Source organism: Pseudomonas sp. E1MeOHC2, from assembly GCF_058745025.1.
Genome location: NZ_CP196675.1, coordinates 3,848,894 through 3,871,416, shown reverse-complemented (window position 1 = coordinate 3,871,416; position 22,523 = coordinate 3,848,894). Strand labels below are relative to the sequence as shown.

23 protein-coding genes and 1 pseudogene are annotated in these 22,523 nt (G+C 63.7%); 13 read left to right on the top strand and 11 right to left on the bottom strand.

Going from position 1 to position 22,523, the window contains the following annotated elements; all coding sequences use genetic code 11:
• Nucleotides 1–17 precede the first annotated feature (17 nt).
• The 3 genes from ACSSU5_RS17495 to aroC all read right to left on the bottom strand — a co-directional run bounded on the left by ACSSU5_RS17495 (nt 18) and on the right by aroC (nt 2,921).
• Nucleotides 18–554 (bottom strand): oxidase, encoded by a 537-nt coding sequence (locus ACSSU5_RS17495; RefSeq protein ID WP_492559380.1) that lies wholly within the window; start codon nt 552–554, stop codon nt 18–20.
• Nucleotides 554–1,708 (bottom strand): MFS transporter, encoded by a 1,155-nt coding sequence (locus ACSSU5_RS17490; protein ID WP_264309794.1) that lies wholly within the window; start codon nt 1,706–1,708, stop codon nt 554–556. The genes ACSSU5_RS17495 and ACSSU5_RS17490 overlap by 1 nt, the downstream gene beginning before the upstream one ends.
• Before the next feature lie 121 nt (nt 1,709–1,829).
• Nucleotides 1,830–2,921, bottom strand: coding sequence for a chorismate synthase (aroC, locus tag ACSSU5_RS17485; RefSeq protein ID WP_492559379.1), 1,092 nt, complete (start codon nt 2,919–2,921; stop codon nt 1,830–1,832).
• Between the two features lie 244 nt (nt 2,922–3,165).
• Between aroC and ACSSU5_RS17480 the strand changes: the two genes are divergently transcribed.
• Nucleotides 3,166–4,128, top strand: coding sequence for an alpha/beta hydrolase (locus ACSSU5_RS17480; RefSeq protein ID WP_264309796.1), 963 nt, complete (start codon nt 3,166–3,168; stop codon nt 4,126–4,128).
• A gap of 101 nt (nt 4,129–4,229) precedes the next feature.
• Complete coding sequence (locus ACSSU5_RS17475; protein ID WP_492559378.1) at nt 4,230–5,018, top strand: hypothetical protein; 789 nt, start codon at nt 4,230–4,232, stop codon at nt 5,016–5,018.
• 105 nt (nt 5,019–5,123) lie between these two features.
• On the opposite strand, the gene prmB is transcribed toward ACSSU5_RS17475, so the two are convergent.
• Nucleotides 5,124–6,032, bottom strand: coding sequence for a 50S ribosomal protein L3 N(5)-glutamine methyltransferase (prmB, locus tag ACSSU5_RS17470; protein WP_492559377.1), 909 nt, complete (start codon nt 6,030–6,032; stop codon nt 5,124–5,126).
• Nucleotides 6,033–6,211: 179 nt separating this feature from the next.
• On the opposite strand from prmB, the gene ACSSU5_RS17465 reads away from it, so the two are divergent.
• The 5 genes from ACSSU5_RS17465 (at nt 6,212) to ACSSU5_RS17445 (ending at nt 8,973) form a co-directional block, all read left to right on the top strand.
• On the top strand, nt 6,212–6,802 hold the full coding sequence (locus ACSSU5_RS17465) for a cysteine hydrolase family protein (protein ID WP_492559376.1): 591 nt from the start codon (nt 6,212–6,214) through the stop codon (nt 6,800–6,802).
• Between the two features lie 90 nt (nt 6,803–6,892).
• Nucleotides 6,893–7,213 (top strand): hypothetical protein, encoded by a 321-nt coding sequence (locus ACSSU5_RS17460; RefSeq protein WP_492559375.1) that lies wholly within the window; start codon nt 6,893–6,895, stop codon nt 7,211–7,213.
• Between the two features lie 153 nt (nt 7,214–7,366).
• Nucleotides 7,367–7,927, top strand: a complete 561-nt coding sequence (locus tag ACSSU5_RS17455; RefSeq protein ID WP_264309801.1) for a Smr/MutS family protein — start codon at nt 7,367–7,369, stop codon at nt 7,925–7,927.
• Nucleotides 7,928–7,996: 69 nt separating this feature from the next.
• Nucleotides 7,997–8,542, top strand: coding sequence for a GTP cyclohydrolase I FolE (gene folE / locus ACSSU5_RS17450; protein WP_264309802.1), 546 nt, complete (start codon nt 7,997–7,999; stop codon nt 8,540–8,542).
• Between the two features lie 59 nt (nt 8,543–8,601).
• On the top strand, nt 8,602–8,973 hold the full coding sequence (locus ACSSU5_RS17445; RefSeq protein ID WP_264309803.1) for a glutaredoxin family protein: 372 nt from the start codon (nt 8,602–8,604) through the stop codon (nt 8,971–8,973).
• A gap of 124 nt (nt 8,974–9,097) precedes the next feature.
• On the opposite strand, the gene ACSSU5_RS17440 is transcribed toward ACSSU5_RS17445, so the two are convergent.
• On the bottom strand, nt 9,098–9,700 hold the full coding sequence (locus ACSSU5_RS17440; RefSeq protein ID WP_492559374.1) for a glutathione S-transferase family protein: 603 nt from the start codon (nt 9,698–9,700) through the stop codon (nt 9,098–9,100).
• 142 nt (nt 9,701–9,842) lie between these two features.
• Between ACSSU5_RS17440 and ACSSU5_RS17435 the strand changes: the two genes are divergently transcribed.
• Nucleotides 9,843–11,033 carry a benzoate/H(+) symporter BenE family transporter gene (locus ACSSU5_RS17435; protein WP_264309805.1) on the top strand — a complete coding sequence of 397 codons (1,191 nt, stop codon included), beginning with the start codon at nt 9,843–9,845 and terminating at the stop codon, nt 11,031–11,033.
• Between the two features lie 131 nt (nt 11,034–11,164).
• On the opposite strand, the gene ACSSU5_RS17430 is transcribed toward ACSSU5_RS17435, so the two are convergent.
• The 3 genes and pseudogenes from ACSSU5_RS17430 to ACSSU5_RS17420 all read right to left on the bottom strand — a co-directional run bounded on the left by ACSSU5_RS17430 (nt 11,165) and on the right by ACSSU5_RS17420 (nt 14,620).
• Nucleotides 11,165–11,869, bottom strand: a complete 705-nt coding sequence (locus ACSSU5_RS17430; RefSeq protein WP_492561331.1) for a methyl-accepting chemotaxis protein — start codon at nt 11,867–11,869, stop codon at nt 11,165–11,167.
• A 204-nt stretch (nt 11,870–12,073) separates the two neighbouring features.
• A pseudogene (locus tag ACSSU5_RS17425) lies at nt 12,074–12,553 on the bottom strand (methyl-accepting chemotaxis protein); the annotation flags it as partial.
• A 669-nt stretch (nt 12,554–13,222) separates the two neighbouring features.
• Nucleotides 13,223–14,620, bottom strand: a complete 1,398-nt coding sequence (locus ACSSU5_RS17420) for an aminotransferase-like domain-containing protein (RefSeq protein WP_492559373.1) — start codon at nt 14,618–14,620, stop codon at nt 13,223–13,225.
• Between the two features lie 229 nt (nt 14,621–14,849).
• Between ACSSU5_RS17420 and ACSSU5_RS17415 the strand changes: the two genes are divergently transcribed.
• Entirely contained in the window at nt 14,850–16,010 is a 1,161-nt protein-coding gene (locus tag ACSSU5_RS17415) for an MFS transporter (RefSeq protein WP_492559372.1), read from the top strand.
• Here the strand turns inward: ACSSU5_RS17415 and ACSSU5_RS17410 are convergent.
• Entirely contained in the window at nt 16,003–16,764 is a 762-nt protein-coding gene (locus tag ACSSU5_RS17410; RefSeq protein ID WP_264309809.1) for an SDR family oxidoreductase, read from the bottom strand. The genes ACSSU5_RS17415 and ACSSU5_RS17410 overlap by 8 nt on opposite strands.
• 185 nt (nt 16,765–16,949) lie before the next feature.
• Here ACSSU5_RS17410 and ACSSU5_RS17405 point away from each other — a divergent pair, with 185 nt between their 5' ends.
• Entirely contained in the window at nt 16,950–17,951 is a 1,002-nt protein-coding gene (locus tag ACSSU5_RS17405) for an NADP-dependent oxidoreductase (RefSeq protein ID WP_264309810.1), read from the top strand.
• Nucleotides 17,952–18,000: 49 nt separating this feature from the next.
• Here the strand turns inward: ACSSU5_RS17405 and pyrF are convergent, their stop codons facing one another.
• Nucleotides 18,001–18,702 (bottom strand): orotidine-5'-phosphate decarboxylase, encoded by a 702-nt coding sequence (gene pyrF, locus ACSSU5_RS17400; protein WP_492559371.1) that lies wholly within the window; start codon nt 18,700–18,702, stop codon nt 18,001–18,003.
• Between the two features lie 182 nt (nt 18,703–18,884).
• Between pyrF and ACSSU5_RS17395 the strand changes: the two genes are divergently transcribed.
• Nucleotides 18,885–19,052, top strand: coding sequence for a DUF2897 family protein (locus ACSSU5_RS17395; protein WP_264309813.1), 168 nt, complete (start codon nt 18,885–18,887; stop codon nt 19,050–19,052).
• Between the two features lie 49 nt (nt 19,053–19,101).
• On the opposite strand, the gene ACSSU5_RS17390 is transcribed toward ACSSU5_RS17395, so the two are convergent.
• Complete coding sequence (locus ACSSU5_RS17390; RefSeq protein ID WP_492559370.1) at nt 19,102–19,434, bottom strand: ComEA family DNA-binding protein; 333 nt, start codon at nt 19,432–19,434, stop codon at nt 19,102–19,104.
• Between the two features lie 682 nt (nt 19,435–20,116).
• Between ACSSU5_RS17390 and wecB the strand changes: the two genes are divergently transcribed.
• Together wecB and wecC are read left to right on the top strand one after the other, a co-directional pair.
• A complete protein-coding gene (gene wecB, locus ACSSU5_RS17385; RefSeq protein ID WP_492559369.1) occupies nt 20,117–21,259 on the top strand; it encodes a non-hydrolyzing UDP-N-acetylglucosamine 2-epimerase in 1,143 nt (380 codons plus the stop codon).
• Nucleotides 21,256–22,518 carry a UDP-N-acetyl-D-mannosamine dehydrogenase gene (wecC, locus tag ACSSU5_RS17380; RefSeq protein ID WP_492559368.1) on the top strand — a complete coding sequence of 421 codons (1,263 nt, stop codon included), beginning with the start codon at nt 21,256–21,258 and terminating at the stop codon, nt 22,516–22,518. Before wecB ends, wecC begins: the two co-directional genes overlap by 4 nt.
• Nucleotides 22,519–22,523 lie beyond the last annotated feature (5 nt).

The following is a 22,523-nucleotide window of genomic DNA, read 5'->3' as shown; positions in this document are numbered from 1 at the left end:
AGAGGCCGATATAGGTATTACAGCTCGTCGATGCCCAGAAACGCCCGTGCAGTCTCATCCCCGGTAAACCGCGCCTGCATCCCCTGCTCACTCCCGAACAAGCGCAAGGCCAGGCAGAACGGCGTCTCCCCCAACTCCACCCAGCGCCGCGTCCCGGCCGGCACGACCAGCTGGTCGCCCTTCTCGCACAGCACCGAATACACGAATTCGCCCAAACGCAGGCCAACCTGTGCCCGGCCGCTGACGACAGCAAACACCTCTTCGGCGTCATGCACATGCTCGTCACGTACATCGACCTGCGCCGGGTCCGCACCCTCACGGTTGAGGACCGCGAAGGCTGCGCTGCCATGGCCAGTCATCAACTGATCGAGGTACCCCCGGCACGCCGCCATGACCTCGTCGGCTGCGCTGCCAGGGCGAACCCGCAGCTCCAGCGGACGATGGACAAAACGCACGCCCTGTTCAGCCAGGGTCGCGGCGATATCGTCGTGGTGGGTCAGCAGCTTGTTCGGCAGGCCTGGGCTGGACGGGTGAAAAACGCTGAGGATACTCATCAGTGGCGGGTCCTGGTCGATTGCGAACAAAGGGCAATGATAACGGCTGCGGCCAAGGCTGCGGCGCTGGCCATACCAAAGGTGAAGGCCGGGCCCAGCAGTTTCCAGCTGTAACCCGAGTACAAGGCGCCGAGCGCACCGCCGGTGCCCGACAACGCCGCGTACAACGCCTGGCCCTGGCCTTGCTGACGAGCACCGAAGCTGGCCTGGACAAACGCGATGCAGGCGGCATGGAAGCAGCCGAAGGTGGCCGCGTGCAGCACCTGGGCCAGCACCAGCACCGCTGGGTCATCGGCCAGGTTGCCAAGCAACAGCCAACGCAGTGCCGCCAGCAGGAAGCTGGCCAGCAGCACCCGCTGCACGCTAAACCGCGCGAAGATCCGGCTCATGGCCATGAACACCAGCACCTCGGCCACCACCCCCAACGCCCACAAAAGGCCGATGGCGCCGCGGCTGTAGCCCAGGTGTTCCAGGTGCAGGGTGAGGAAGGTGTAATACGGCCCGTGGCTGAGCTGCATCAAGGCCACGCACACATAGAACGCGATCACCCCAGGTGCCCGCAGCTGCTGCACAAAGCCGCCTGCAGCGCTGCGCTCGCCCTGCTCCACCGGCTGGGCATTGGGCACCCACAGGCTGGCGAGAACGATGCCCGCCATGATCGTCACCAGGGCAACCGGGTAGATGTCCAGGCTAAGCCATTCGAACAGCCGCCCCAAGCCCACCACCGTGAGGATGAAACCGATCGACCCCCACAGACGTACCTGGCTGTAACGGGCCGTTTGCCCGTGCAGATGCGCCAGGGTGATGACCTCGAACTGCGGCAGCACCGCGTGCCAGAAGAACGCGTGCAGGGCCATCACTAGCGCCAGCCAGGCGTAGCTCTTGCCGAAGAAGATCAGGGCGAAGCTGGCCAGGGTCGACAGCGCACCCAGGCGCACGATCAGCAGGCGTTGGCCGGTACGGTCGCCCAACCAGCCCCACAGGTTCGGGGCGATGCAGCGCATCAGCATGGGGATGGCCACCAGCTCGCCGATGCGCGCCGGGGAGAAACCCAGGTGGTCGAAGTACAGCGCCAGGAAGGGGGCCGTAGAGCCTAGCAGGGCGAAGTAGAAGAGGTAGAAGCTGGACAGGCGCCAGTAGGGAATTGGGGGCATGGGGGCTCAGCCGGTTTTGTTGTTGCCTGTACCGGCCTCTTCGCGGGGCAAGCCCGCTCCCACAGGATCACACGGGTCTGTGGGAGCGGGCTTGCCCCGCGAAACGGCCGGCACAGACGGATCAGAGCTGGCCCAGCACCGGAGTACTGACCTTCACCTCGGCATTCTGTGCACGGTGACGCAGCAGGTGGTCCATCAGGGCGATGGCCATCATCGCCTCGGCGATCGGCGTGGCACGGATGCCGACGCAAGGGTCATGACGCCCCTTGGTGACCACTTCAACCGGGTTGCCCTCCACGTCGATGGAGCGGCCCGGCGTGGTGATGCTTGAGGTCGGTTTCAGCGCCAGGTGGGCAACGATCGGCTGACCAGAGGAAATACCGCCGAGAATGCCGCCAGCGTTATTGCTGAGGAACCCTTCCGGGGTCAGTTCGTCACGGTGCTCGGTACCGCGCTGGGCGACGCTGGCAAAACCGGCGCCGATTTCCACGCCCTTGACCGCGTTGATGCTCATCAGCGCATGGGCCAGTTCCGCATCGAGGCGGTCGAAGATAGGCTCGCCCAGGCCAGGCATCACGCCTTCGGCCACCACGGTGATCTTCGCCCCGACCGAGTCCTGGTCACGGCGCAGTTGGTCCATGTAGGCCTCAAGCTCCGGCACCTTGTCCGCGTCCGGGCTGAAGAAGGCATTCTGCTCTACCGACTCCCAGGTCTTGAACGGGATCTCGATCGGGCCGAGCTGGCTCATGTAGCCACGCACGGTGATGCCCTGGGTGGCCAGGTACTTCTTGGCGATGGCCCCCGCCGCCACGCGCATGGCGGTTTCGCGGGCCGAGCTGCGGCCGCCGCCGCGGTAGTCACGCACACCGTACTTGTGGTGGTAGGTGTAGTCCGCGTGAGCCGGGCGGAACAGGTCCTTGATCGCCGAGTAGTCCTTGGACTTCTGATCAGTGTTGCGGATCAGCAGGCCAATCGAGCAGCCGGTGGTGCGGCCTTCGAACACGCCGGAGAGGATTTCGACCTCGTCCGGCTCCTGGCGCTGGGTAGTGTGCCGGCTGGTGCCGGGCTTGCGCCGGTCGAGGTCATGCTGCAGATCGGCCAGGGAGATCTCCAGGCCCGGCGGGCATCCATCGACAATGGCGACCAACGCCGGGCCATGGCTTTCGCCAGCGGTGGTGACAGTGAACAGCTTGCCGTAGGTATTGCCGGACATGGACGCTCCGCGAGTCTGCCTGAGGTGAACGAAAGCGGCAGTATACGGAAAAATCCAGAGGGATTGGTTGTCTGTGCGGGCCTCTTCGCGGGCAAGCCCGCTCCCACCGGATTACCCAGAGCCTGAAAGCACAGATGTTGCTGTGGGAGCGGGCTTGCCCGCGAAGAGGCCCACACAGGTAACCAGGCACCGAACCTTCCCGCAAACATTGGGTCAAACCGACATCTCACCACCGTAGTACCCCATGATGCCGCGCCTCGTCGCCTTGCTTTTCATGCTCTGCGCCGGCCTTGCCCAGGCCGCCTCCCCCACCGTACTGCAACGCCCCATCGACCTGGACACAGGCCAAGGTGTGCTGCATGGCAGCCTGCTGTTGCCGCAACAGTCCACCCCGCCACCGGTGGTGTTGATCATCGCAGGTTCCGGCCCCACCGACCGCGACGGCAACAACCCGGCCTCGGGACGTATCGACATCCTCAAACGGCTGGCCCTGCTGCTGGCCAACGACCACATTGCCAGCGTGCGCTTCGACAAACGCGGCGTGGCCGCCAGCCAGCCGGCCACGCCCGATGAGCGTGACCTCAGCGTCGAGCGCTATGTCGCCGATGTGGTCGCCTGGAGTCGCAAGCTCAAGGCCGACCCACGTTTCGGGCCGCTGATCCTGGTTGGCCACAGCGAAGGCGCGCTGATCGCAAGCCTCGCCGCCGAGCAAGCGGGTGCCAGTGCGGTGATCACCCTGGCCGGCAGCGGCCGCCCACTGGCCGAGGTGCTGCACGAACAGCTGGCCCAGCGCCTACCGCCCGCCCAACTGGCCCGAAGCAGTGCCTTGCTCGACCGCCTGCAGGCCGGGCAGACCAGCCTGGATGTACCCGCCCCGCTGCGCCAGGTGTTCCGGCCCAGCGTGCAGCCCTACCTGATTTCGCTGTTTCGGCAGAACCCGGCAGCGGCGTTCGCGCAGCTGCCGATGCCGGCGCTGATCGTCCAGGGCCGCAATGACGTGCAGGTAAACGTGACCGACGCCGAACGCCTCAAGGCCGCGAAACCCGATGCGCAACTGGTCCTGATCGATGGCATGAACCACATGCTGCGCATCAGCCCCAAGGACATGAGCCAGCAACGTGACAGCTACCTCAACCCGGAACTGCCGCTGGCCCGCGAACTGGGGGAGCGGATCGTTACCTTCATCCAGCATTTGCCATCGGCCTGACCCTCAGGTCTTGGCCGGGGCTGCCGATAGAGTAGATGGCGGCAAGAATTGGGGCCGCTGCGCCCCCTCTGGCTGCCAGCACGCACATAAGGACAGCCCCCATGACAATTGCCCCCGCTGCCGTAGAGCCGGCCGAAGAGCCACACCCCCAGGACGGCGCCACGCTGCCTTGGGCAGACCTTGCCGCCGAACACTTCCAGTTGCTGCGCCTGGCGCCCCTGCCCACCGACCGATCCACAGGTGCCCGCCCCCTGCGGTTCGTGCAGTTCGGCTATGCCGAGCGCCACGACAAGGCACACAGCCTGCTGCGCATGGAAATCCAGCTGCCTGGGCAAAAAGTGCGCAAAGAACAGAACCATCTGGATATCCGCGTCGATCATGCCGAGCGCCTGGTCCGCATTGGCCATGACCAGGGCCTGCAGCTGGAACCGCTGAACCGCGGCATCGGCCGCTTCATGCTGGCCCAGGCCGTGCAATGGTTGCAGCGCAAGTGGTCGCATTACCGGGTCGAAGGCATGGCATTGCCGAGCAAGGACGCCCTGAGCGAGGATTCACGCCTGCGCCGCGATCAGTTTCTGCGTGGCGTGGGTATCGAGGTCGAATATGAAGACCCTCAGCACCTGAAGGGCCGTACCGTGGAAATCACGGTAGGCCAGCTCAAGGGCGCCTGGAGCAACGAGCGGCTGCAGCGGGTCGAGATCCTCGATGCGGCCAACCTGCTGCAGCAGGCCGATCAGCAGTTGCAAGAAATGGAAGGCCAACTGCGCGAGCGGGATGAGCGGGTGTCCAAGTACCGGCGCGAAGACAGCGGCTTGCGCTTTACCATCACCTGCCTGGTGGCATTTGCGGTGTTTCAGGCCGGGTTGCTGATCTGGATTGCCACCCGCTGAACAGCGCCTGACTCAAGGGCAGCACTAACCTGTAGGAGCGGCCTTGCCGGGGCGACGGACCGGTCGAAAAGGGCCGCAAAGCGGCCCCAGTTTCAAACACGTAGCTCAAACGCGGGCTTTGAACAGCTCCTGATGCTGGCGGCACTGCTCGGCCGTCAGCATGAACACCCCATGCCCGCCACGCTCGAATTCCAGCCAGGCAAAATCCACCTCGGGGTACAGCGACTCGACATGCACCTGGCTGTTGCCCACCTCGACAATCAGCAAGCCCTTGTCGTTCAGGTGGTCAGCGGCCTCGGCGAGCATGCGCCGCACCAAATCCAGGCCATCGTTACCGCAGGCCAGGCCCAGCTCGGGCTCATGGTGGTACTCGGCCGGCATGTCGCCGAAGTCCTCGGCATCGACGTACGGCGGGTTGGACAGGATCAGGTCAAAGCGCTGCCCCGGCAGGCCATCGAAGCCGTCGCCCTGCACGGTGTAGACGCGCATGTCCAGGCCGTGCCGTTCAATGTTCTGGTTCGCCACCTCAAGGGCATCGAACGACAGGTCGCCCAGCACCACTTCGGCCTCGGGGAACACATCGGCCGCCACGATGCCGATGCACCCGGAGCCCGTGCACAGGTCGAGAATGCGTGCGGGCTCTGACGCCAGCCACGGCTCGAAACGTTTTTCGAGCAGCTCGCCAATCGGTGAACGGGGCACCAGCACCCGCTCGTCGACGATGAACGACATGCCGCAGAACCACGCCTCGCCCAGCAGGTAGGCAGTTGGCACACGTTCTTCGATGCGCCGCTTAAGCAAATGCTGCAGGCGCACGCGCTCGTCGTCTTCGAGCATGCAGTCCAGGTAGCTGTCGGCCACCTCCCACGGCAGGTGCACGGCGCCCAGCACCAGCAGGCGGGCTTCGTCCCAGGCGTTGTCGGCACCGTGGCCGAAGAACAGCTCGCGCTCATGGAAGCGGCTGACCGCCCAGCGGATGTAGTCGCGCAGCGTGCGCAGACGGGATGTGATCACGGGGTACTCCTAATTCAGACCTGACAAAAGTCTACCAGCCCAACCCGCACAAATGTTCCTCCGCATGCCTTAATGGCTAGCCACAGGCCAGTAACCACGCTGTCTGCGATGTCAACCATTCCCATTGACGCCAAGGCAAGGGACAATAGGTATACAAAAGCCCTTCCAAGGAGCCCTTGATGTCCGTTCCAACCACGATGTTCCGCCTCACTGGTCGCGACTACCCGCCGGCCAAGCTGAGCCACGCCAGCCTGATCATCATCGATGCGCAAAAGGAGTACCTCAGTGGTCCCCTGGCGCTGTCGGGCATGGACGAGGCTGTGGCCAACATCGCCCGGTTGCTCGACGCTGCGCGCAAGAGCGGCCGTCCGATCATCCACGTACGCCACCTGGGCACTGTCGGTGGCCGCTTCGACCCGCAAGGCAGCGGCGGCCAGTTCATCCCGGGGCTTGAGCCGCATGACGGCGAAATCGTCATCGAAAAGCGCATGCCCAACGCCTTCAAGAACACCCAGCTGCACGACACCCTGCAGGAGCTGGGCCACCTGGACCTGATCGTCTGCGGTTTCATGAGCCACTCCAGCGTCAGCACCACCGTGCGCCGCGCCAAGGACTATGGTTATCGTTGCACCCTGGTGGAGGACGCCTCGGCGACCCGCGACCTGGCGTTCAAGGACGGGGTCATCCCGGCCGCACAGATTCACCAGTGTGAAATGGCCGTGATGGCCGACAACTTCGCCTGTGTCGCCCCAACCGCCAGCCTGATCTGATTCCAAGGCCAGTGACTACCGCCCGGCAGCCGGGCGGAACCCAAAGGGCGAGCACAGGTCGAATTCCGGATATCCACAGAGGAAATCGGAATGAAGCTCAAAGGCAGTTTCGACGCCAGACGCCTGCGCACGCGCGAACCGCGCAACTGGGGCGCACGCCTGGCTGCCGGCCTGTCGGCCCTGCTGGCAACGCTGGGTGTGCTGCTGGCCATGGCCGGTATCGCCGGCCTGCTGGGCAATTACCCGGCCCTGGCCGAACTCAACGCCAACAAACCACTGGCCAGCATCCTCACCGGGGCTGGCTTGCTGCTGCTGTGGTTGGGCGTGCGCTTCTGGCGGCGCAGCCGTATTCGCCTGCGCCGTGGGCGGGAGTTGAACCTGTCGCCGCATTTGATGAAAAAACACGACTGAGTTTTTCTACTGATGCCGCCGGCCTCTTCGCGGGGCAAGCCCAGCGCTAACCCTGTGGGAGCGGGCTTGCCCCGCGAAGAGGCCCGCACAGGCTAGCCATGGCTGCACAGCCGGCCACAGTCGCGTAAACTACGCCGCCCACGTGGAGGCATCATGCAAGACGACGACTTTTCCCTGTTCCATGCCGAAGTGCGTGGCGTCAAACCGATCAAGCACGACCGTGCCGAGGTCGGCAAACCCAAGGCCGATCGCAAGCAGCTGGCCGGCCTGCGGCAGGCGGCGACCGTGCGCAGCGACAAGGCACTGGTGATCGACGGCATGTCCGACCAGTTCGTCATCGACGTCGGCGCCGAAGACGAACTGATGTGGCGCCGTGACGGCGTGCAGGAAGGCCAGCTGCGCAAACTCAAGCTCGGCCAGATCGCTTTCGAGGGCAGCCTCGACCTGCACGGCATGACCGTCGAGAAAGCCCGAGAGACACTCTGGGACTTCATCGCCGAGGCCACCAAGCTGGAAGTCCGCTGTGTGCGCGTCACCCATGGCAAGGCTGCACGCCTGGACGGCAAGCGCCCGATGATCAAGAGTCACGTCAACACCTGGCTGCGCCAGCACCCGCAGGTGCTCGGTTTCGCCTCGTGCAACGCGCGCCATGGCGGTACCGGCGCAGTCTATGTGATGCTCAAACGAACCATGCTTGAAGGACGCGACGAGTAACGCCGCGCTTGCAGCGCCGCCCTTGCCGCCGTACCCTTCGTTTTTGCGATTTTTCCCACAGGTAGATACATGTCCCTGGAACAGAACTACACCGAGATTCTCAGCCAGATCGGCGAGGACGTCTCCCGTGAGGGCCTGCTCGACACGCCCAAGCGGGCTGCAAAGGCCATGAAGTACCTTTGCCGCGGTTATGAGCAGACGCTGGAAGAAGTCACCAACGGCGCGCTGTTCACCTCCGACAACAGCGAGATGGTACTGGTCCGGGACATCGAGCTGTACTCGATGTGCGAGCACCACATGCTGCCCTTCATCGGCAAGGCTCACGTCGCCTACCTGCCCAAGGGCAAGGTCCTGGGCCTGTCGAAGGTGGCGCGTATCGTCGACATGTACGCCCGTCGCCTGCAGATTCAGGAAAACCTCAGCCGTCAGATCGCCGAAGCCGTCGAGCAAGTGACCGGCGCTGCTGGCGTGGCCGTGGTCATCGAAGCCAAGCACATGTGCATGATGATGCGCGGTGTCGAGAAGCAGAACTCGAGCATGATCACGTCGGTGATGCTGGGCGAGTTCCGCGAAAACGCCGCCACCCGCAGCGAGTTCCTCAGCCTGATCAAGTGATCGGCTGAAGACCCCGAGCCGATCCTGCGGGGTCGGCTTTTTCTTTTCAGGAGTTGCCCATGATCGTCAAAGCCCTGCGGGTCGGCCTCGGCCAGCTCATCGTGTTCGGCGACTGGATCAGCCGCCCGGCCAAGCGCAAGCGCGATGCCGCCGCCCAGGCGCGCGTCGAGCAAGCGGCCAGTGGCCTTGCGCTGTACCAGTTCCATGCCTGCCCATTCTGCGTCAAGACCCGCCGCACCCTGCACCGTCTGAACGTGCCGGTGGCGCTGCGTGACGCCAAAAACGACCCCGTGCATCGCCAGGCACTGCTCGAAGGCGGTGGCCGGGTGAAAGTGCCGTGCCTGCGCATCGAAGAAGACGGCAAGGTGAGCTGGATGTACGAGTCCAAGGCCATCATTGCCTACCTGGACAAGCGCTTCGCCTCGGCCTGAGGTGGACGGCACAGGCTTCGCCTGTGTTCGCGGGGCAAGCCCGCTCCCACAGGAATGACACTTCACGCTGTGGGAGCGGGCTTGCCCCGCGAAAGGGCCGGTACAGGCTACAGATGTACCGGGTTCAACCCACCATCGGCACATGCCGCGGATGGCTGGCCACGCGCTCCAGCCAGGCCCTGACCGCCGGGTAATCCGCCAGGTCGAACCCACCCTGCTGCGCCACATGGGTGTAGGCATACAGCGCCACATCGGCAATCGAATACTGCTCGCCGACCAGATACGGCGTCATCTGCAACTGCCGCTCCATCACCCTCAGCGCCTTGTACCCGCCTTTGTGCAGCCTGCGGTATTCCTCCAGCCGATCATCCGGCAGCCCGAGGTAGAACTGGATGAATCGCGCCACGGCGATGTACGGCTCATGGCTGTACTGCTCGAAGAACTGCCACTGCAGCACCTGCGTGCGCAAGCGCGGCTCGCTGGGCAGGAACTCGCTGCCGTCGGCAAGGAAGTTGAGAATGGCGTTGGACTCCCACAGGTACGTGCCGTCTTCCAACTCCAGCACCGGCACCTTGCCATTGGGGTTCATCGCCAAAAACTCAGGCGTCTCGGTCTCCCCCTTGAGAATATCCACCGAGTGCCACTCATACGGTCGGCCCAGCAGGCTCAACATCAGCTTGACCTTGTAGCAGTTGCCCGACTGGTAATCGCCATAGACCTTGTACATCGCCCTCCCCCCATGCAGTTGTGCATTCGTGCCCAATAGTTGGTGACTGTACGGCTAAAAGCAATGGCCGCTGTATGGCAAAGATCAACCTTGCTCGCGTTAGTCTGAAAAAACTGCTTACACCTTTACAAGGATTTTGTTCATGACCGATGCCACTTCCGCACGCCTGCGGCCCCTGGCAGACAGCTCCCCGTCGGCGGTAGTCGCCGGCTTCATCGCCATGCTCACCGGCTATACCAGTTCGCTGGTGCTGATGTTTCAGGCCGGCCAGGCGGCCGGGCTGACCACCGCGCAGATCTCATCATGGATCTGGGCGCTGTCGATCGGCATGGCGGTGTGCAGCATTGGCCTTTCGCTGCGCTACCGCACGCCGATCACCGTGGCCTGGTCGACGCCGGGCGCCGCACTGCTGATCACCAGCCTCGGCGGTGTCAGCTATGGCGAAGCCATTGGCGCTTACATCACCTGCGCGGTGCTGGTGCTTATCTGCGGCCTGACCGGCAGTTTCGAGCGCCTGGTCAAGCGCATTCCAGCATCGCTGGCCTCGGCGCTGCTGGCAGGCATCCTGTTCAAGATCGGCAGCGAGATCTTCGTCGCCGCCCAGCACCGCACCTTGCTGGTGCTGGGCATGTTCTTCAGCTACCTGCTAGTCAAGCGCCTGTCGCCGCGCTACTGCGTGCTGGCGGCGTTGCTGGTCGGCACGGCGCTGTCCGGCGCCCTTGGCCTGCTGGACTTCAGCGGCTTCCACCTGGAAGTGGCTACACCTGTGTGGACCACGCCAAGCTTCTCGCTGGCGGCCACCATCAGCATCGGTATTCCGCTGTTCGTGGTGGCGATGACCTCGCAAAACATGCCCGGCGTGGCGGTACTGCGTGCCGATGGCTACCAGGTACCGGCCTCACCGCTGATTTCGGCGACCGGGTTTGCCTCATTGCTGCTGGCACCGTTTGGCTCGCACGGGGTCAACCTGGCGGCGATCAGCGCGGCGATCTGCACCGGGCCACATGCCCATGAAGACCCAAGCAAACGCTACACCGCAGCGGTGTGGTGCGGGATTTTCTATGGCATTGCCGGGGTATTCGGGGCGACCTTGGCGGCGTTGTTTGCTGCGCTGCCAAAAGAGCTGGTGCTGTCGATTGCGGCCTTGGCGCTGTTCGGTTCGATCATGAATGGGCTGACGGTGGCGATGAGCGAGGCGCGTGAGCGGGAGGCGGCGTTGATCACCTTCATGGTGACGGCTTCTGGGTTGACGCTATTCTCGATCGGGTCGGCGTTCTGGGGGATTGTGGCGGGGGTTTTGACCTTGATGATCCTCAATCCACGCAAGGGCTGAGTTTTTATAGCCTGTACCGGCCTCTTCGCGGGCAAGCCCGCTCCCACAGGTTCCTCGTTACCCTCAGGCTTAGTGATACCCCTGTGGAAGCGGGCTTGCCCGCGAAGAGGCCGGTGTAGGCAATACAAGGCTCAGAGCCTGAAATGCCCCACCATCCCCTTCAGGTCCGTCCCCAACTGCGCCAGCTCGACACTCGACCTGGCATTGTCCTGCATCGCCAACGCCGCCTGATCGGCACTGCCGCGGATCTGCGTGACGCTGCGGCTGATCTCTTCGGCCACCGAGCTCTGCTGCTCGGCCGCGGCGGCAATCTGCTGGTTCATCTGCTGAATCAATGAAACCGCCACGGCGATGCTGCCCAACGCACTTTCGGTCTGCAAGGCATCAGCCACCGCCAAGCGCACCAGCTCGGTGCTGCCACGGATCTGCGCCACCGACTGCTGGGCATTGCCGCGCAGGCTGGCGACCAGCGTCTCGATCTGTTCGGTCGATTGCCGGGTACGCCGCGCCAGCGCCCGCACCTCATCGGCCACCACGGCAAAACCACGCCCCTGCTCGCCGGCACGGGCCGCCTCGATCGCGGCGTTGAGCGCCAACAGGTTGGTCTGCTCGGCAACGCTCTTGATCACTTCGAGCACATCGCCAATGGTGTGGATCTCGGCACTGAGGCTGTCGATACCGGCACTGGCCGTCTCCGCAGCCACCGCCAACTGCTCGATACGCTGCATGCTCTGACGTACCACCAACTGCCCGGACTCGACCTTGTCGTCGGCAGACTGAGCCGCCTGCGCGGCCTCCTCGGCATTGCGCGCCACATCGTGCACGGTGGCCGTCATCTGCTGCATGGCGGTCGCTACCTGTTCGGTTTCGTCCTTCTGGCTGCCGACCTCGCGATTGGTCTGCTCGGTCACCGCCGACAATGCCTGAGCGCTACCCGCCAGTTGCTCGATGCCCTGCTGCAGGCCGCTGACGATGCCCGACAGGCCGGCCGCCATTTGCTGCATGGCCTGCATCAACTGCCCGACCTCATCGCGACGCGGTGCTTCTGCCTCCAGGCTCAACTCCCCTGCTGCAATGCGCTGGGCGCGGGCGATGACGCGCTTGAGCGGGCCCACCACCGCGCGGGTGATCAGCCACGCAGCCAGCACACCCACCAACAGCGCCAACCCCGTGGCCAGGGCAATGGCCAGGGCATTGCGCGACAGCTCACCCTGCAAGGCCTGCTCCTGGCCAAGGTAGGCCTGGTCGACGCGACCGGTGACCTGCTCGGCCCGCGCCTGCAACTGGGCCTTGAGCCCTTGCTCCTTGGCCAGCAGGTCGGTGTATTCGTTGAGCTTGTCGGAGAAACTGCCGATGTGCCCGGCCACTTCACCCAGCACACTCTGGTAGCCGGCATCGCTGACGGCGCCCTTGAGCTGTTCGACCAGGCTCGCGGCTTCGACCGTCTGGGCGATGCGCGTCTGGCCGACGTCTTGCTCACCCTTGCGGCTCTTGTCCAGGCGCACACGTGCTTCGTCCATCGCCTGCAGCATTAACCGCGACACCTGCGACACCTGCGCGGCCTGCTCAAGAAACTCGCCGCCCTGCTGGCCTTGGGATTGTTTGAGGGTATAGGTGCCATCATCGGCCAACCCCGCCTGCAGTACATCAAGGTTATTGGCAACGCTGGACACCGACCAACTGGCCATGTCCAGCGCAAGCTCCTTGGCCTGCACCGCCTCGACAAAGGCCTCGAACGCCTGGCCGTAGGCGCTCAACTCGGCCTGGGCCGCCGCCAGCGCCGGCAAACCACGGGCGCGTTCGGCCAACCCCTGCAAACCGCTGCGCAAGGCTTCGGCCTGCATGATATCGGAACTCACGGCAAAGGTTTGTTCGTGCTGGCGCAACCTGAGCAGGTCAGTATTGAACTGGGCCAGCTGGCGCAAGCCGTCAAAGCGTTGGCCGACACTGTGCAGCGCGGCGATGCCAATGGCCGCCACGGCCAGGGTCAGCAACAGCACCAAGGCAAAGCCCAGGCCGAGTTTGCGGGCCATGCCCAGGTTGGCCAGAACACCGTGCTTGGTCGCGCCCATCGCCGATTCCCCTTCACCTTGTCAGGTTTTGCCGAAGGCCAAGCGTGGCAACGATGCCAGTCCGCTCACAAGGGCCTGACGCCAGAATAGTGTCAAATAGCTATGAGCGTGTCGCTATCAGCGTGCTGAAGGTCGCCCTGCGTGTTTCAGGAAGGCCTGAGCGCGAGAATCCTGCCCATACGCGACATTGATGCGCAGCCAGTCGCTGGCGGCGCCCTGGTAATCGAAGGCACTGCCGGGGGTGAGCAGCACTGCATGCTCCAGGGCCAACTGTTCGAGGCTGGCAACGTCACGCCCCGGCACCCGCGCCCAGACGAACATGCCGCCATAGGGCTCACAGAACACCTCCCAGCCTGCCTGCTCCAGCTGCCCGAGCAGCTTGGCCATGTGCTGGCCAAGCCGTACGCGCAGGCGTTGCACGGTTTTGCGGTAGCTGCCGTTGGCCAGCATCTGCCCCACCACCTGCTCGGCGAACCGCGACGTGCCGATGCCACTGACCATCTTCAGCTCGGCCAGCCGCGCCAGCAGCGCCGGGTCGGCGACCAGGTAACCCACCCGCAACGAACTGCTCAGGGTCTTGGAGAAGCTGGCCATGTAGATCACCCGCTGCTCGCTGTCGAGGGTAGCCAAGCGCGTTGCCGGGCCCTCCTGGAAGTCGGCGTAGATATCGTCTTCGACGATGCGCAGGTCGTGCTCGCGGGCCAGCTCCAGCAGGCGGTAGGCAACCTTGGGGGTAAGGCTGGTGCCCGTCGGGTTGTGGTAGAGGCTGTTGATGAACAGGCAGCGCGGTCGGTGTTCGGCAAGCAGCCGCTCAAGGATGGCCAGGTCCGGGCCTTCGGCCAGGCGCGGCACGGGCAGCATGCGCACCTGGTGCTGACGCAGCAGGTTGTACAAGTTGTAGTAACCGGGGTTTTCCACCAGCACCGTATCGCCCGGGCGCAGCAGGGTGCGGACCAACAAGTCGAGGCCATGGCTGGCACCCTGGGTGGTGAGAATGCGCTCGGGGCCGGCGGCGATGTCCAGGCGCGCCAGGCGCTTGTGCAACTGCTGACGCAGGCTGGCCAAGCCAAGGGGTGGGCAGTAGTCGAACAGGTCTTGCGGGTTGCCGCGGCTGACCTGGCGTATTGCCTGGGCCAGCTCGGTAGCCGCACGCCAGGTAGTGGGCAACCAGCCGCAACCAAGCTTGAGCAGTTCGTCATGGCCTTCGCGAAATTGCCGCCAGTTGCCATCACCGGCCTCGCCCCAGGGCAGACCATCATCTGTCTCACCCCCCGCTTTGCGCTCAGCGACGAAGAAGCCGGTGCCGTGACGCGCCTCCAGCCAGCCGCTGGCGACCAGCCGATCATAAGCCTCGATTACACAGGACGCGCTGACCGCCTGGCTGCGCGCCAACGCACGGATCGACGGCAGACGGGCACCGGGGCGCAGGCGTTGGTGGTCGATCCAGGCTTGCAGGTGGTCGGTGAGTTGCTGCACCAGGGGGGTGCTGCTGGTGCGGTCTAGAGGGAAGTGCATGGGGAGTGTTCGCTGATTTTGAGCGAACAGTTAAGCATAAATGGGAAAGCGGTGTGTCTGGTTGCGCGGAGTGATTGGAATCAATGATGGCAGTGCCGGCCTCTTCGCGGGCAAGCCCACTCCCACAAATGCCCCACTCGCTGTCTCAGACCTAGTGATATTTCTCTGTGGGAGCGGGCTTGCCCGCGAAGAGGCCGGCACTGACATCTAAAAACCCAGGATCCTACCCATGCCCCGCGCCCCCACCCGACTGGCCTTCGCCCTGTGCCTGATCACCCTCGCGGTCAACCTCCAGGCCCCGCTCTACATCACCTACGCCGACCTCTCCGGCCAAGGGGCCGCTGCCACTGCGGTGGCCTTCTCCGGCTACGTCCTGGGCGTACTGCCCGTACTCCTGGCCTTGGGCGGCCTGGCTGACCGAGTCGGGCGCCGCCCGCTGATCGTCGCCGCGCTGTTGCTGTCGATGATCGCCACCGTGCTCATGCTACTGGCCCCCAACCTGCAAACCCTCGGCCTGGCACGCCTGTTCCTGGGCCTGGGCACCGGCCTTGCCTCGGCCACGGCCACCGCTTACATGGGCGAGCTGATGGGCAGCGACGGCAGCGCCCGCGCCGCCAACTGGGTCACCGCCAGCACCTCGCTGGGCTTTGGCCTGGGCGCGGCACTCACGAGCCTGTTCCTGCTGCGCGGCCCAAGCCTGACCCCTGGCAGCTTCCACCTGCACCTGCTGCTGGCCACCGCTGCACTGGTGCTGGTCTGGCGCTTGCCCGACCCTCGCCCGGCACAGCGAAGCGCCATGCTGCGGCTGCCTTGCTACCCGCGCGGCAGCGTTGCGTATGGCCTGGCCATCTTGCTGGCCTGGGCCTGCGTCGGCCTGGTCATCGCACTGCTGCCGGGGATCCTGCGCCAGCATGGCTTGAGCGCCTGGTCGGGGTTCTCGACCTTCTGCGTGATCAGCTGCGGTGTGTTGTTCCAGCCGATGGCACGTCGCCTGTCGAGCCTCAAAGCCACGCTGCTGGGGCTGGCGATTCTGCCGTGCAGCTACGCGGTGCTGGCCTGGGGCGCCGATAGCGGGCAGCTGGGTGCGGTACTGCTGGGCGCCGTGGCGGCCAGCAGTGCGTGTTATGGGTTTATCTACCTGGGCGGCCTGGCGGCGGTGAACCAACTGGCCGGCAGCGAGAAGACCCGGGCCAGTGCCGGGTTCTTCCTGTTGGCGTACCTGGGGTTCAGCTTGCCGGTGATTTTTACCGGCTTGCTGAGCGACCGACTGGGGTCGCGGATGGCCTTGCTGGTGTTTGGTGGGGGCTTGCTGCTGGGGTGTGCGCTGGTTGGCCTGGCACTGGCGGTGTCTGCGCGTGCCGCCTCGCCAGCGCTCGGGCCGATCAGATAGCCGTCGCCCCACCGTCCACTGTCAGGCTATGCCCCGTGGTGAAGGCCGCGCCATCACTGCACAGGTACAACACCGCACTGGCAATTTCCTCGACCTTGCCGATGCGCCCCACCGGGTGCATCGCCGCCGCGAACTCCGCTTTGCGCGGGTCGGCTTCGTAGGCACGGCGGAACATGTCGGTATCGATCACGGCCGGGCATACCGCATTAACCCGGATGCCTTTCTTGGCATACTCGATGGCTGCCGACTTGGTCAGGCCGATCACGGCATGCTTTGAGGCACTGTAGATGCTCATCTTCGGCGCCGCCCCCAGCCCCGCCACCGACGCGGTATTGACGATCGCCCCACCGCCCTGGGCCAGCAGCAACGGCAGCTGGTACTTCATGCACAGCCACACACCTTTGACGTTGACGCCCATGATGGCGTCGAACTGAGCCTCGCTGCCCTCGGCCAAGCGGCCCTGCTCAATCTCGATGCCGGCATTGTTGTAGGCGTAGTCCAGCCGGCCATAGGCGGCAACGATCCGCTCATGCAGCTGGCGCACCTCAGCCTCCCGGGTCACGTCGCAGGCGATGAACATGGCCTCGCCGCCTGCATCGTGGATCAACGCCACTGTGGCCTCGCCGCCGACCGGGTCGAGGTCGGCGACCACCACCTTCAAGCCTTCACGGGCAAAGGCCAGCGCCGTCGCCCGGCCAATACCTGCAGCACCGCCGGTGACCAGGGCGACCTGGCCGGAAAAGGTCATGCTCATCGTTTGCTCCTGAACAAGGAAGGTCGTGGACATCGCAGCCAAGCATAGTCAGCCAGCTGACCGGCTGGGCAGCATCATCAGGCCAACGGTTGGTCTACCATGCTTACCAGTGATGTTATGCACCTGGCTGCATCAGCAAGGTAAATTGAACACAGCCCACCCTCAACTGCCCACAAGGACCCGCCATGACCCAGACCAATCGCCGCTTCCTGCTCGCCAAACGCCCGGTCGGCGCCGTGCGCCGTGACGACTTCAGCTTCGAGCGAGTACCTGCCGAACAGCCCGTCGACGGCCAGATCCTGGTGCGCAACCTGTACCTGTCCCTCGACCCTGCCATGCGCGGCTGGATGAACGAGGGCAAGTCCTACATTCCTCCGGTGGCCCTCGGCCAGGTGATGCGCGCCCTCGGCGTCGGCGAAGTGGTGGCCTCGAACCACCCCGACTTCAAGCCTGGCGACCACGTCAGCGGCGCCCTCGGCGTACAGGACTACTTCACCGGCGAGCCCCAGGGCCTGCACAAGATAGACCCTAACCTCGCGCCCCTGCCCCGCTACCTCTCGGCCCTAGGCATGACCGGCATGACCGCCTACTTCGCCCTGCTCGAAGTAGGCCAGCCCAAAGCCGGTGACACCGTGGTCATTTCCGGCGCCGCCGGGGCGGTGGGCAGCATCGTCGGGCAGATCGCCAAACTCAAAGGCTGCCGCGTAGTCGGCATCGCCGGCGGCGCCGAAAAATGCCACTACCTCAAGGACGAACTCGGCTTCGACGGCGTCATCGACTACAAGGCCGAGGACGTGCTGGCCGGCCTCAAGCGCGAATGCCCCAAAGGGGTGGACGTGTACTTCGACAACGTCGGTGGCGACATCCTTGATGCCGTGCTCACCCGCATCAACCTCAGGGCCCGTATCGTCATCTGCGGCGCAATCAGCCAGTACAACAACAAAGAAGCCGTGAAAGGCCCGGCCAATTACCTGGCGCTACTGGTGAACCGTGCGCGCATGGAAGGCTTTGTGGTATTCGACCACGCCAAGGACTATGGCAAGGCCGCGCAGGAGATCGCCGGCTGGCTGGCCAGCGGCCAGGTGAAGAGCAAGGAAGATGTGGTGGAAGGGTTGGAAACCTTCCCAGAGACGCTGCTCAAGCTGTTCAGCGGGGAGAATTTTGGCAAGCTGGTATTGAAGGTTTGATGGATACGCCCCTCGCAAGGCAGCAGCTGCCTTGCGAGGGGCGTCGGTATCAGCCGCGGATCTCGGCCACGACTGCTGCCAATGCCTTGGCCGGGTCTGCCGCCTGGCTGATCGGACGCCCGATCACCAGGTAGTCCGAGCCCGCATCCAGCGCCTGGCGCGGGGTCAGAATCCGGCGCTGGTCGTCCTGCGCGCTACCGGCAGGGCGAATGCCTGGGGTTACCAGTTGCAGCGAAGGGTGCGCAGCCTTCAGCGCCGTGGCCTCCAGCGCCGAGCACACCAGGCCGTCCATGCCTGCCTTCTCGGCCAACGCCGCCAGGCGCAGCACCTGCTCTTGCGGATCGACATCAAGGCCGATACCGGCCAGGTCCTCACGCTCCATGCTGGTCAGCACGGTCACGCCAATCAGCAATGGCTGGGGGCCGCTGCGCTTGGCCAGCTCTTCACGGCAGGCCGACATCATGCGCAGGCCACCGGAGCAATGCACGTTGACCATCCACACTCCCATCTCGGCAGCGGCCTTGACCGCCATTGCTGTGGTATTGGGGATATCGTGGAATTTGAGGTCGAGGAACACTTCAAAGCCCTTGGCGCACAGGGTCTCAACGATGCCCGAGGCACTGCTGGTGAACAATTCCTTGCCAACCTTTACCCGGCACAGCGCAGGGTCGAGCTGGTCAGCCAGCTTCAAGGCGGCCTCACGGGTTGGGAAGTCGAGGGCGACGATCAGGGGCGTCTGGCAGGCGGACATGGTCAGGGTCTCTTGGCAAGTCGAAAACGGCGCGCATTGTAAACGAAGTGGCACAGGCTTTGGGGGCCGCGGGTCATGGAATTGGCCCCGCAGTGCGTGGCTCCTATAATTGAACCAAAGGATCCGGCAATTGCTCAAAATCTGTACAAGTGCCGCCCACTGACGATCGAAGGAGAACGACAATGCCCTGGTATGCCTGGCTGATACTCATTTTAGCCCTCGGCTCGATTGTCGGCGGGTTGATGCTGCTACGTGATACAGCGAAAAAACTGCCGCTGACCGAGGAGGAACTGCGCAAGGTGCATGAGCGCAATGCCGAGGCGGATGCCAAGGATGCGCAGGACCGCTAGCCTCTGGTACTGGCTTGCCCCGCGATGAGGCAGGGCAAGCCCCCTCCCCTTACTCCACCATCACCTTGTCCCGGTTGCGCTCCAGCAAGGCGCTGCCAATGCCCCTTATCTCCAGCAGCTCATCCACCGAAGCAAACGGCCCATTGGCCTCCCGATAGGCAACGATGGCTTCAGCCTTGGTCTTGCCAATCCCGTTGAGCTCTTTTTGCAGGGTCACGGCATCGGCCTTGTTCAGGTCCAGCCGCGACGGCTGGGCTGTCATCTGACTGACCACCGGCACCGGGTCCTGCACCGCAGTGGTACTTGCCGGTGCGGCGCTGAGGGTGAAGGACAGGCTGGCGAACAGCGGTATCAGCAGGTAGGACAGAATCGTATTACGCATTATGAATATTCCTTGGGTTGGTCTAATCGAACAGCCGTTTTCCTGTGGCTGCGTCCTAACCCTAGCGGTTCGCCTGTTTTCGCAACAGGCACTCGCCCCAGTGAATCGTTACCGAATAGAACAGCACCAAAGGCAACTTCATGGACCCAAAAATAATGGCGCAATGCCATATTTCGCGCTACCTTGATGAAACTCGCGCGACAGGCAAAGGGCCATTAGGTAAATTCCAGTTTAACTTGGTTTCATTCAGACCAAACGATGTTGCTTTTCCCACGAAGCTTGCCGTCTGTGGCCCCGCCCGTTCGTCGCATCCGCCAGTTACATTGATTTAATTGGCATGATGCCTGAATAACATCAAACAATCGTTTTTATCGATTGCTTTTCAGTAAATAGGATCCAATAATTCGATATCAAGAGGCCAATTCCCTGAATCAGGGGAAAAAAACGTGCCAGATGGGATGCCATTCTGATGACTAAGTGATAAATTTGCGGCAATTGGACAACTGCTGTGCTTGAAGGATCCGAGCAATATGAAATTTTTTTCACTACCTCCACTGGACCCGTTCGATTCAAAGCGCGGTGTGCCAGCCAGGCCAACCCCCCGGCCGAATTTCGTAGTACCTGAGATCCTCACCCAGCACCCGTTCTAACCGCCTTCATTAACACAAAGAAGACCGTCGCCGTGTCCCTCAAGACCCTCATCGTATTTGGCACCCGCCCAGAGGCCATCAAAATGGCACCTCTGGCCCTCAACCTTGCCCAGGACGACCGTTTCGAGTCCCGCGTCTGCGTTACTGGCCAGCACCGCCAGATGCTTGACCAGGTACTGGAACTGTTCGAGATCACGCCCGATTATGACCTGAACATCATGAAGCCAGGCCAGGACCTGACTGACGTGACCACGGCCATCCTGCAGGGGCTCAAGCCCGTGCTGGCCGAGTTCAAGCCGGACGTGGTGCTAGTTCACGGCGACACCGCAACGACCCTGGCGACCAGCCTTGCGGCCTACTACCAGCAGATTCCAATCGCCCACGTCGAAGCCGGCCTGCGCACCAACAACCTGTATTCGCCATGGCCTGAAGAAGGCAACCGTCGCCTGACCGGCACGCTGGCAGCGTTGCACTTCGCGCCGACCTCGACCTCGCGTGACAACCTGCTCAAGGAAGGCACCGACGCCGCGACCATTTACACCACCGGCAACACCGTGATCGATGCGCTGCTGGAAGTGGTCCGCAAGCTGGAAAGCCCAGCGCTCAAGAGCCACTTCGAAAAACAGTTCGAATTCCTCGACGCCAGCCGCCGCATGGTGCTGGTGACCGGCCACCGCCGCGAAAACTTTGGCGATGGCTTCGAACGCATCTGCCAGGCGCTGGTGCAGACCGCCCGCCAGTTCCCGGATGTGGACGTGGTGTACCCGGTCCACCTCAACCCTAACGTGCGCGAGCCGGTCAACCGCCTGCTGGCCGGGGTCGACAATATTCACCTGATCGAGCCACTGGACTACCTGCCGTTCGTCTACCTGATGAGCCGCTCGTACCTGATCCTCACCGACTCCGGTGGCATCCAGGAAGAAGCCCCTGCCCTGGGCAAGCCGGTACTGGTCATGCGTGACACCACCGAGCGCCCGGAAGCGGTCGCGGCGGGCACCGTCAAGCTGGTTGGCACCGACGTCGACTCGATCAAAGAACACTTGGTGCAACTGCTCACCGATGACGCGACCTATCGCGAGATGAGCGTTGCCCACAACCCCTACGGCGACGGAAAAGCGTGCGCGCGAATCCTCGACGCCCTTTCCGTGTTCTCTAACTCCAAGGACGCAGCATGAGCTTCAACAAGATTTCTGTCGTAGGTCTGGGCTATATCGGCCTGCCAACGGCCGCCGTTTTTGCCGCCCGCAAGAAGCATGTTATCGGCATCGACGTTAACCAGCACGCGGTCGACACCATCAACCGCGGTGAGATCCACATCGTCGAGCCTGAGCTGGACATGGTCGTTCACGCCGCTGTGACCGAAGGGTTCCTGCGTGCCTCCACCGTACCGGAAGCCGCTGACGCCTTCCTGATCGCCGTGCCGACGCCGTTCATGGACGACCACCAGCCGGACCTGAGCTACATCGAGTCCGCGAGCAAAGCCATCGCCCCAGTACTGAAACAGGGCGACCTGGTCATTCTGGAATCGACCTCCCCGGTCGGCGCCACCGAGCAGATGGCCTTCTGGCTGGCCCAGGCTCGCCCAGACCTGAGCTTCCCGCAGACCCACGGCGAAGCCTCGGACATCCGCATCGCCCACTGCCCTGAGCGCGTACTGCCAGGCCACGTGCTGCGTGAGCTGGTCGAGAACGACCGCATCATCGGCGGCATGACCAAAAAGTGCTCGGAAGCTGCCGTACGCCTGTACCGCACCTTCGTCGAGGGCGAGTGCATCGTCACCAACGCCCGCACCGCCGAGATGTGCAAACTGACCGAAAACAGCTTCCGTGACGTGAACATCGCGTTCGCCAACGAACTGTCGATCATCTGCGACAAGCTGGAAATCGACGTCTGGGAACTGATCCGCCTGGCCAACCACCACCCGCGCGTCAACATCCTGCAGCCAGGCCCAGGCGTAGGCGGCCACTGCATCGCCGTTGACCCATGGTTCATCGTCAGCCAGACCCCAGAGCAAGCGCGCCTGATCCGCACCGCCCGTGTGGTCAACGACAGCAAGCCTGAGTGGGTGATCGACAAGGTCAAGATGGCCCTCGCCAACTTCCTGATCAAGAACCCGGGCAAATCGGCCCAGCAAGTCAAGATCGCCTGCTACGGCCTGGCCTTCAAGGCCGACATCGACGACCTGCGCGAAAGCCCGGCCCTGAGCATCGCCGAGCGCCTGGGTAACGAGCTGGAAGCCACCCTGCACCTTGTTGAGCCGAACATCGAAGCCCTGCCTCAGCGCCTGGCGCACCACGAGCACGTGGACTTCGACTTTGCCCAAGACAGCGCCGACATTCACGTACTGCTGGTCAAGCACCGCGAATTCCGCGGCACCTTCACCGTCCGTGATGCTGCCTTCGTGATCGACGCCGCTGGCGTTACCCAGGGTTGATGGAA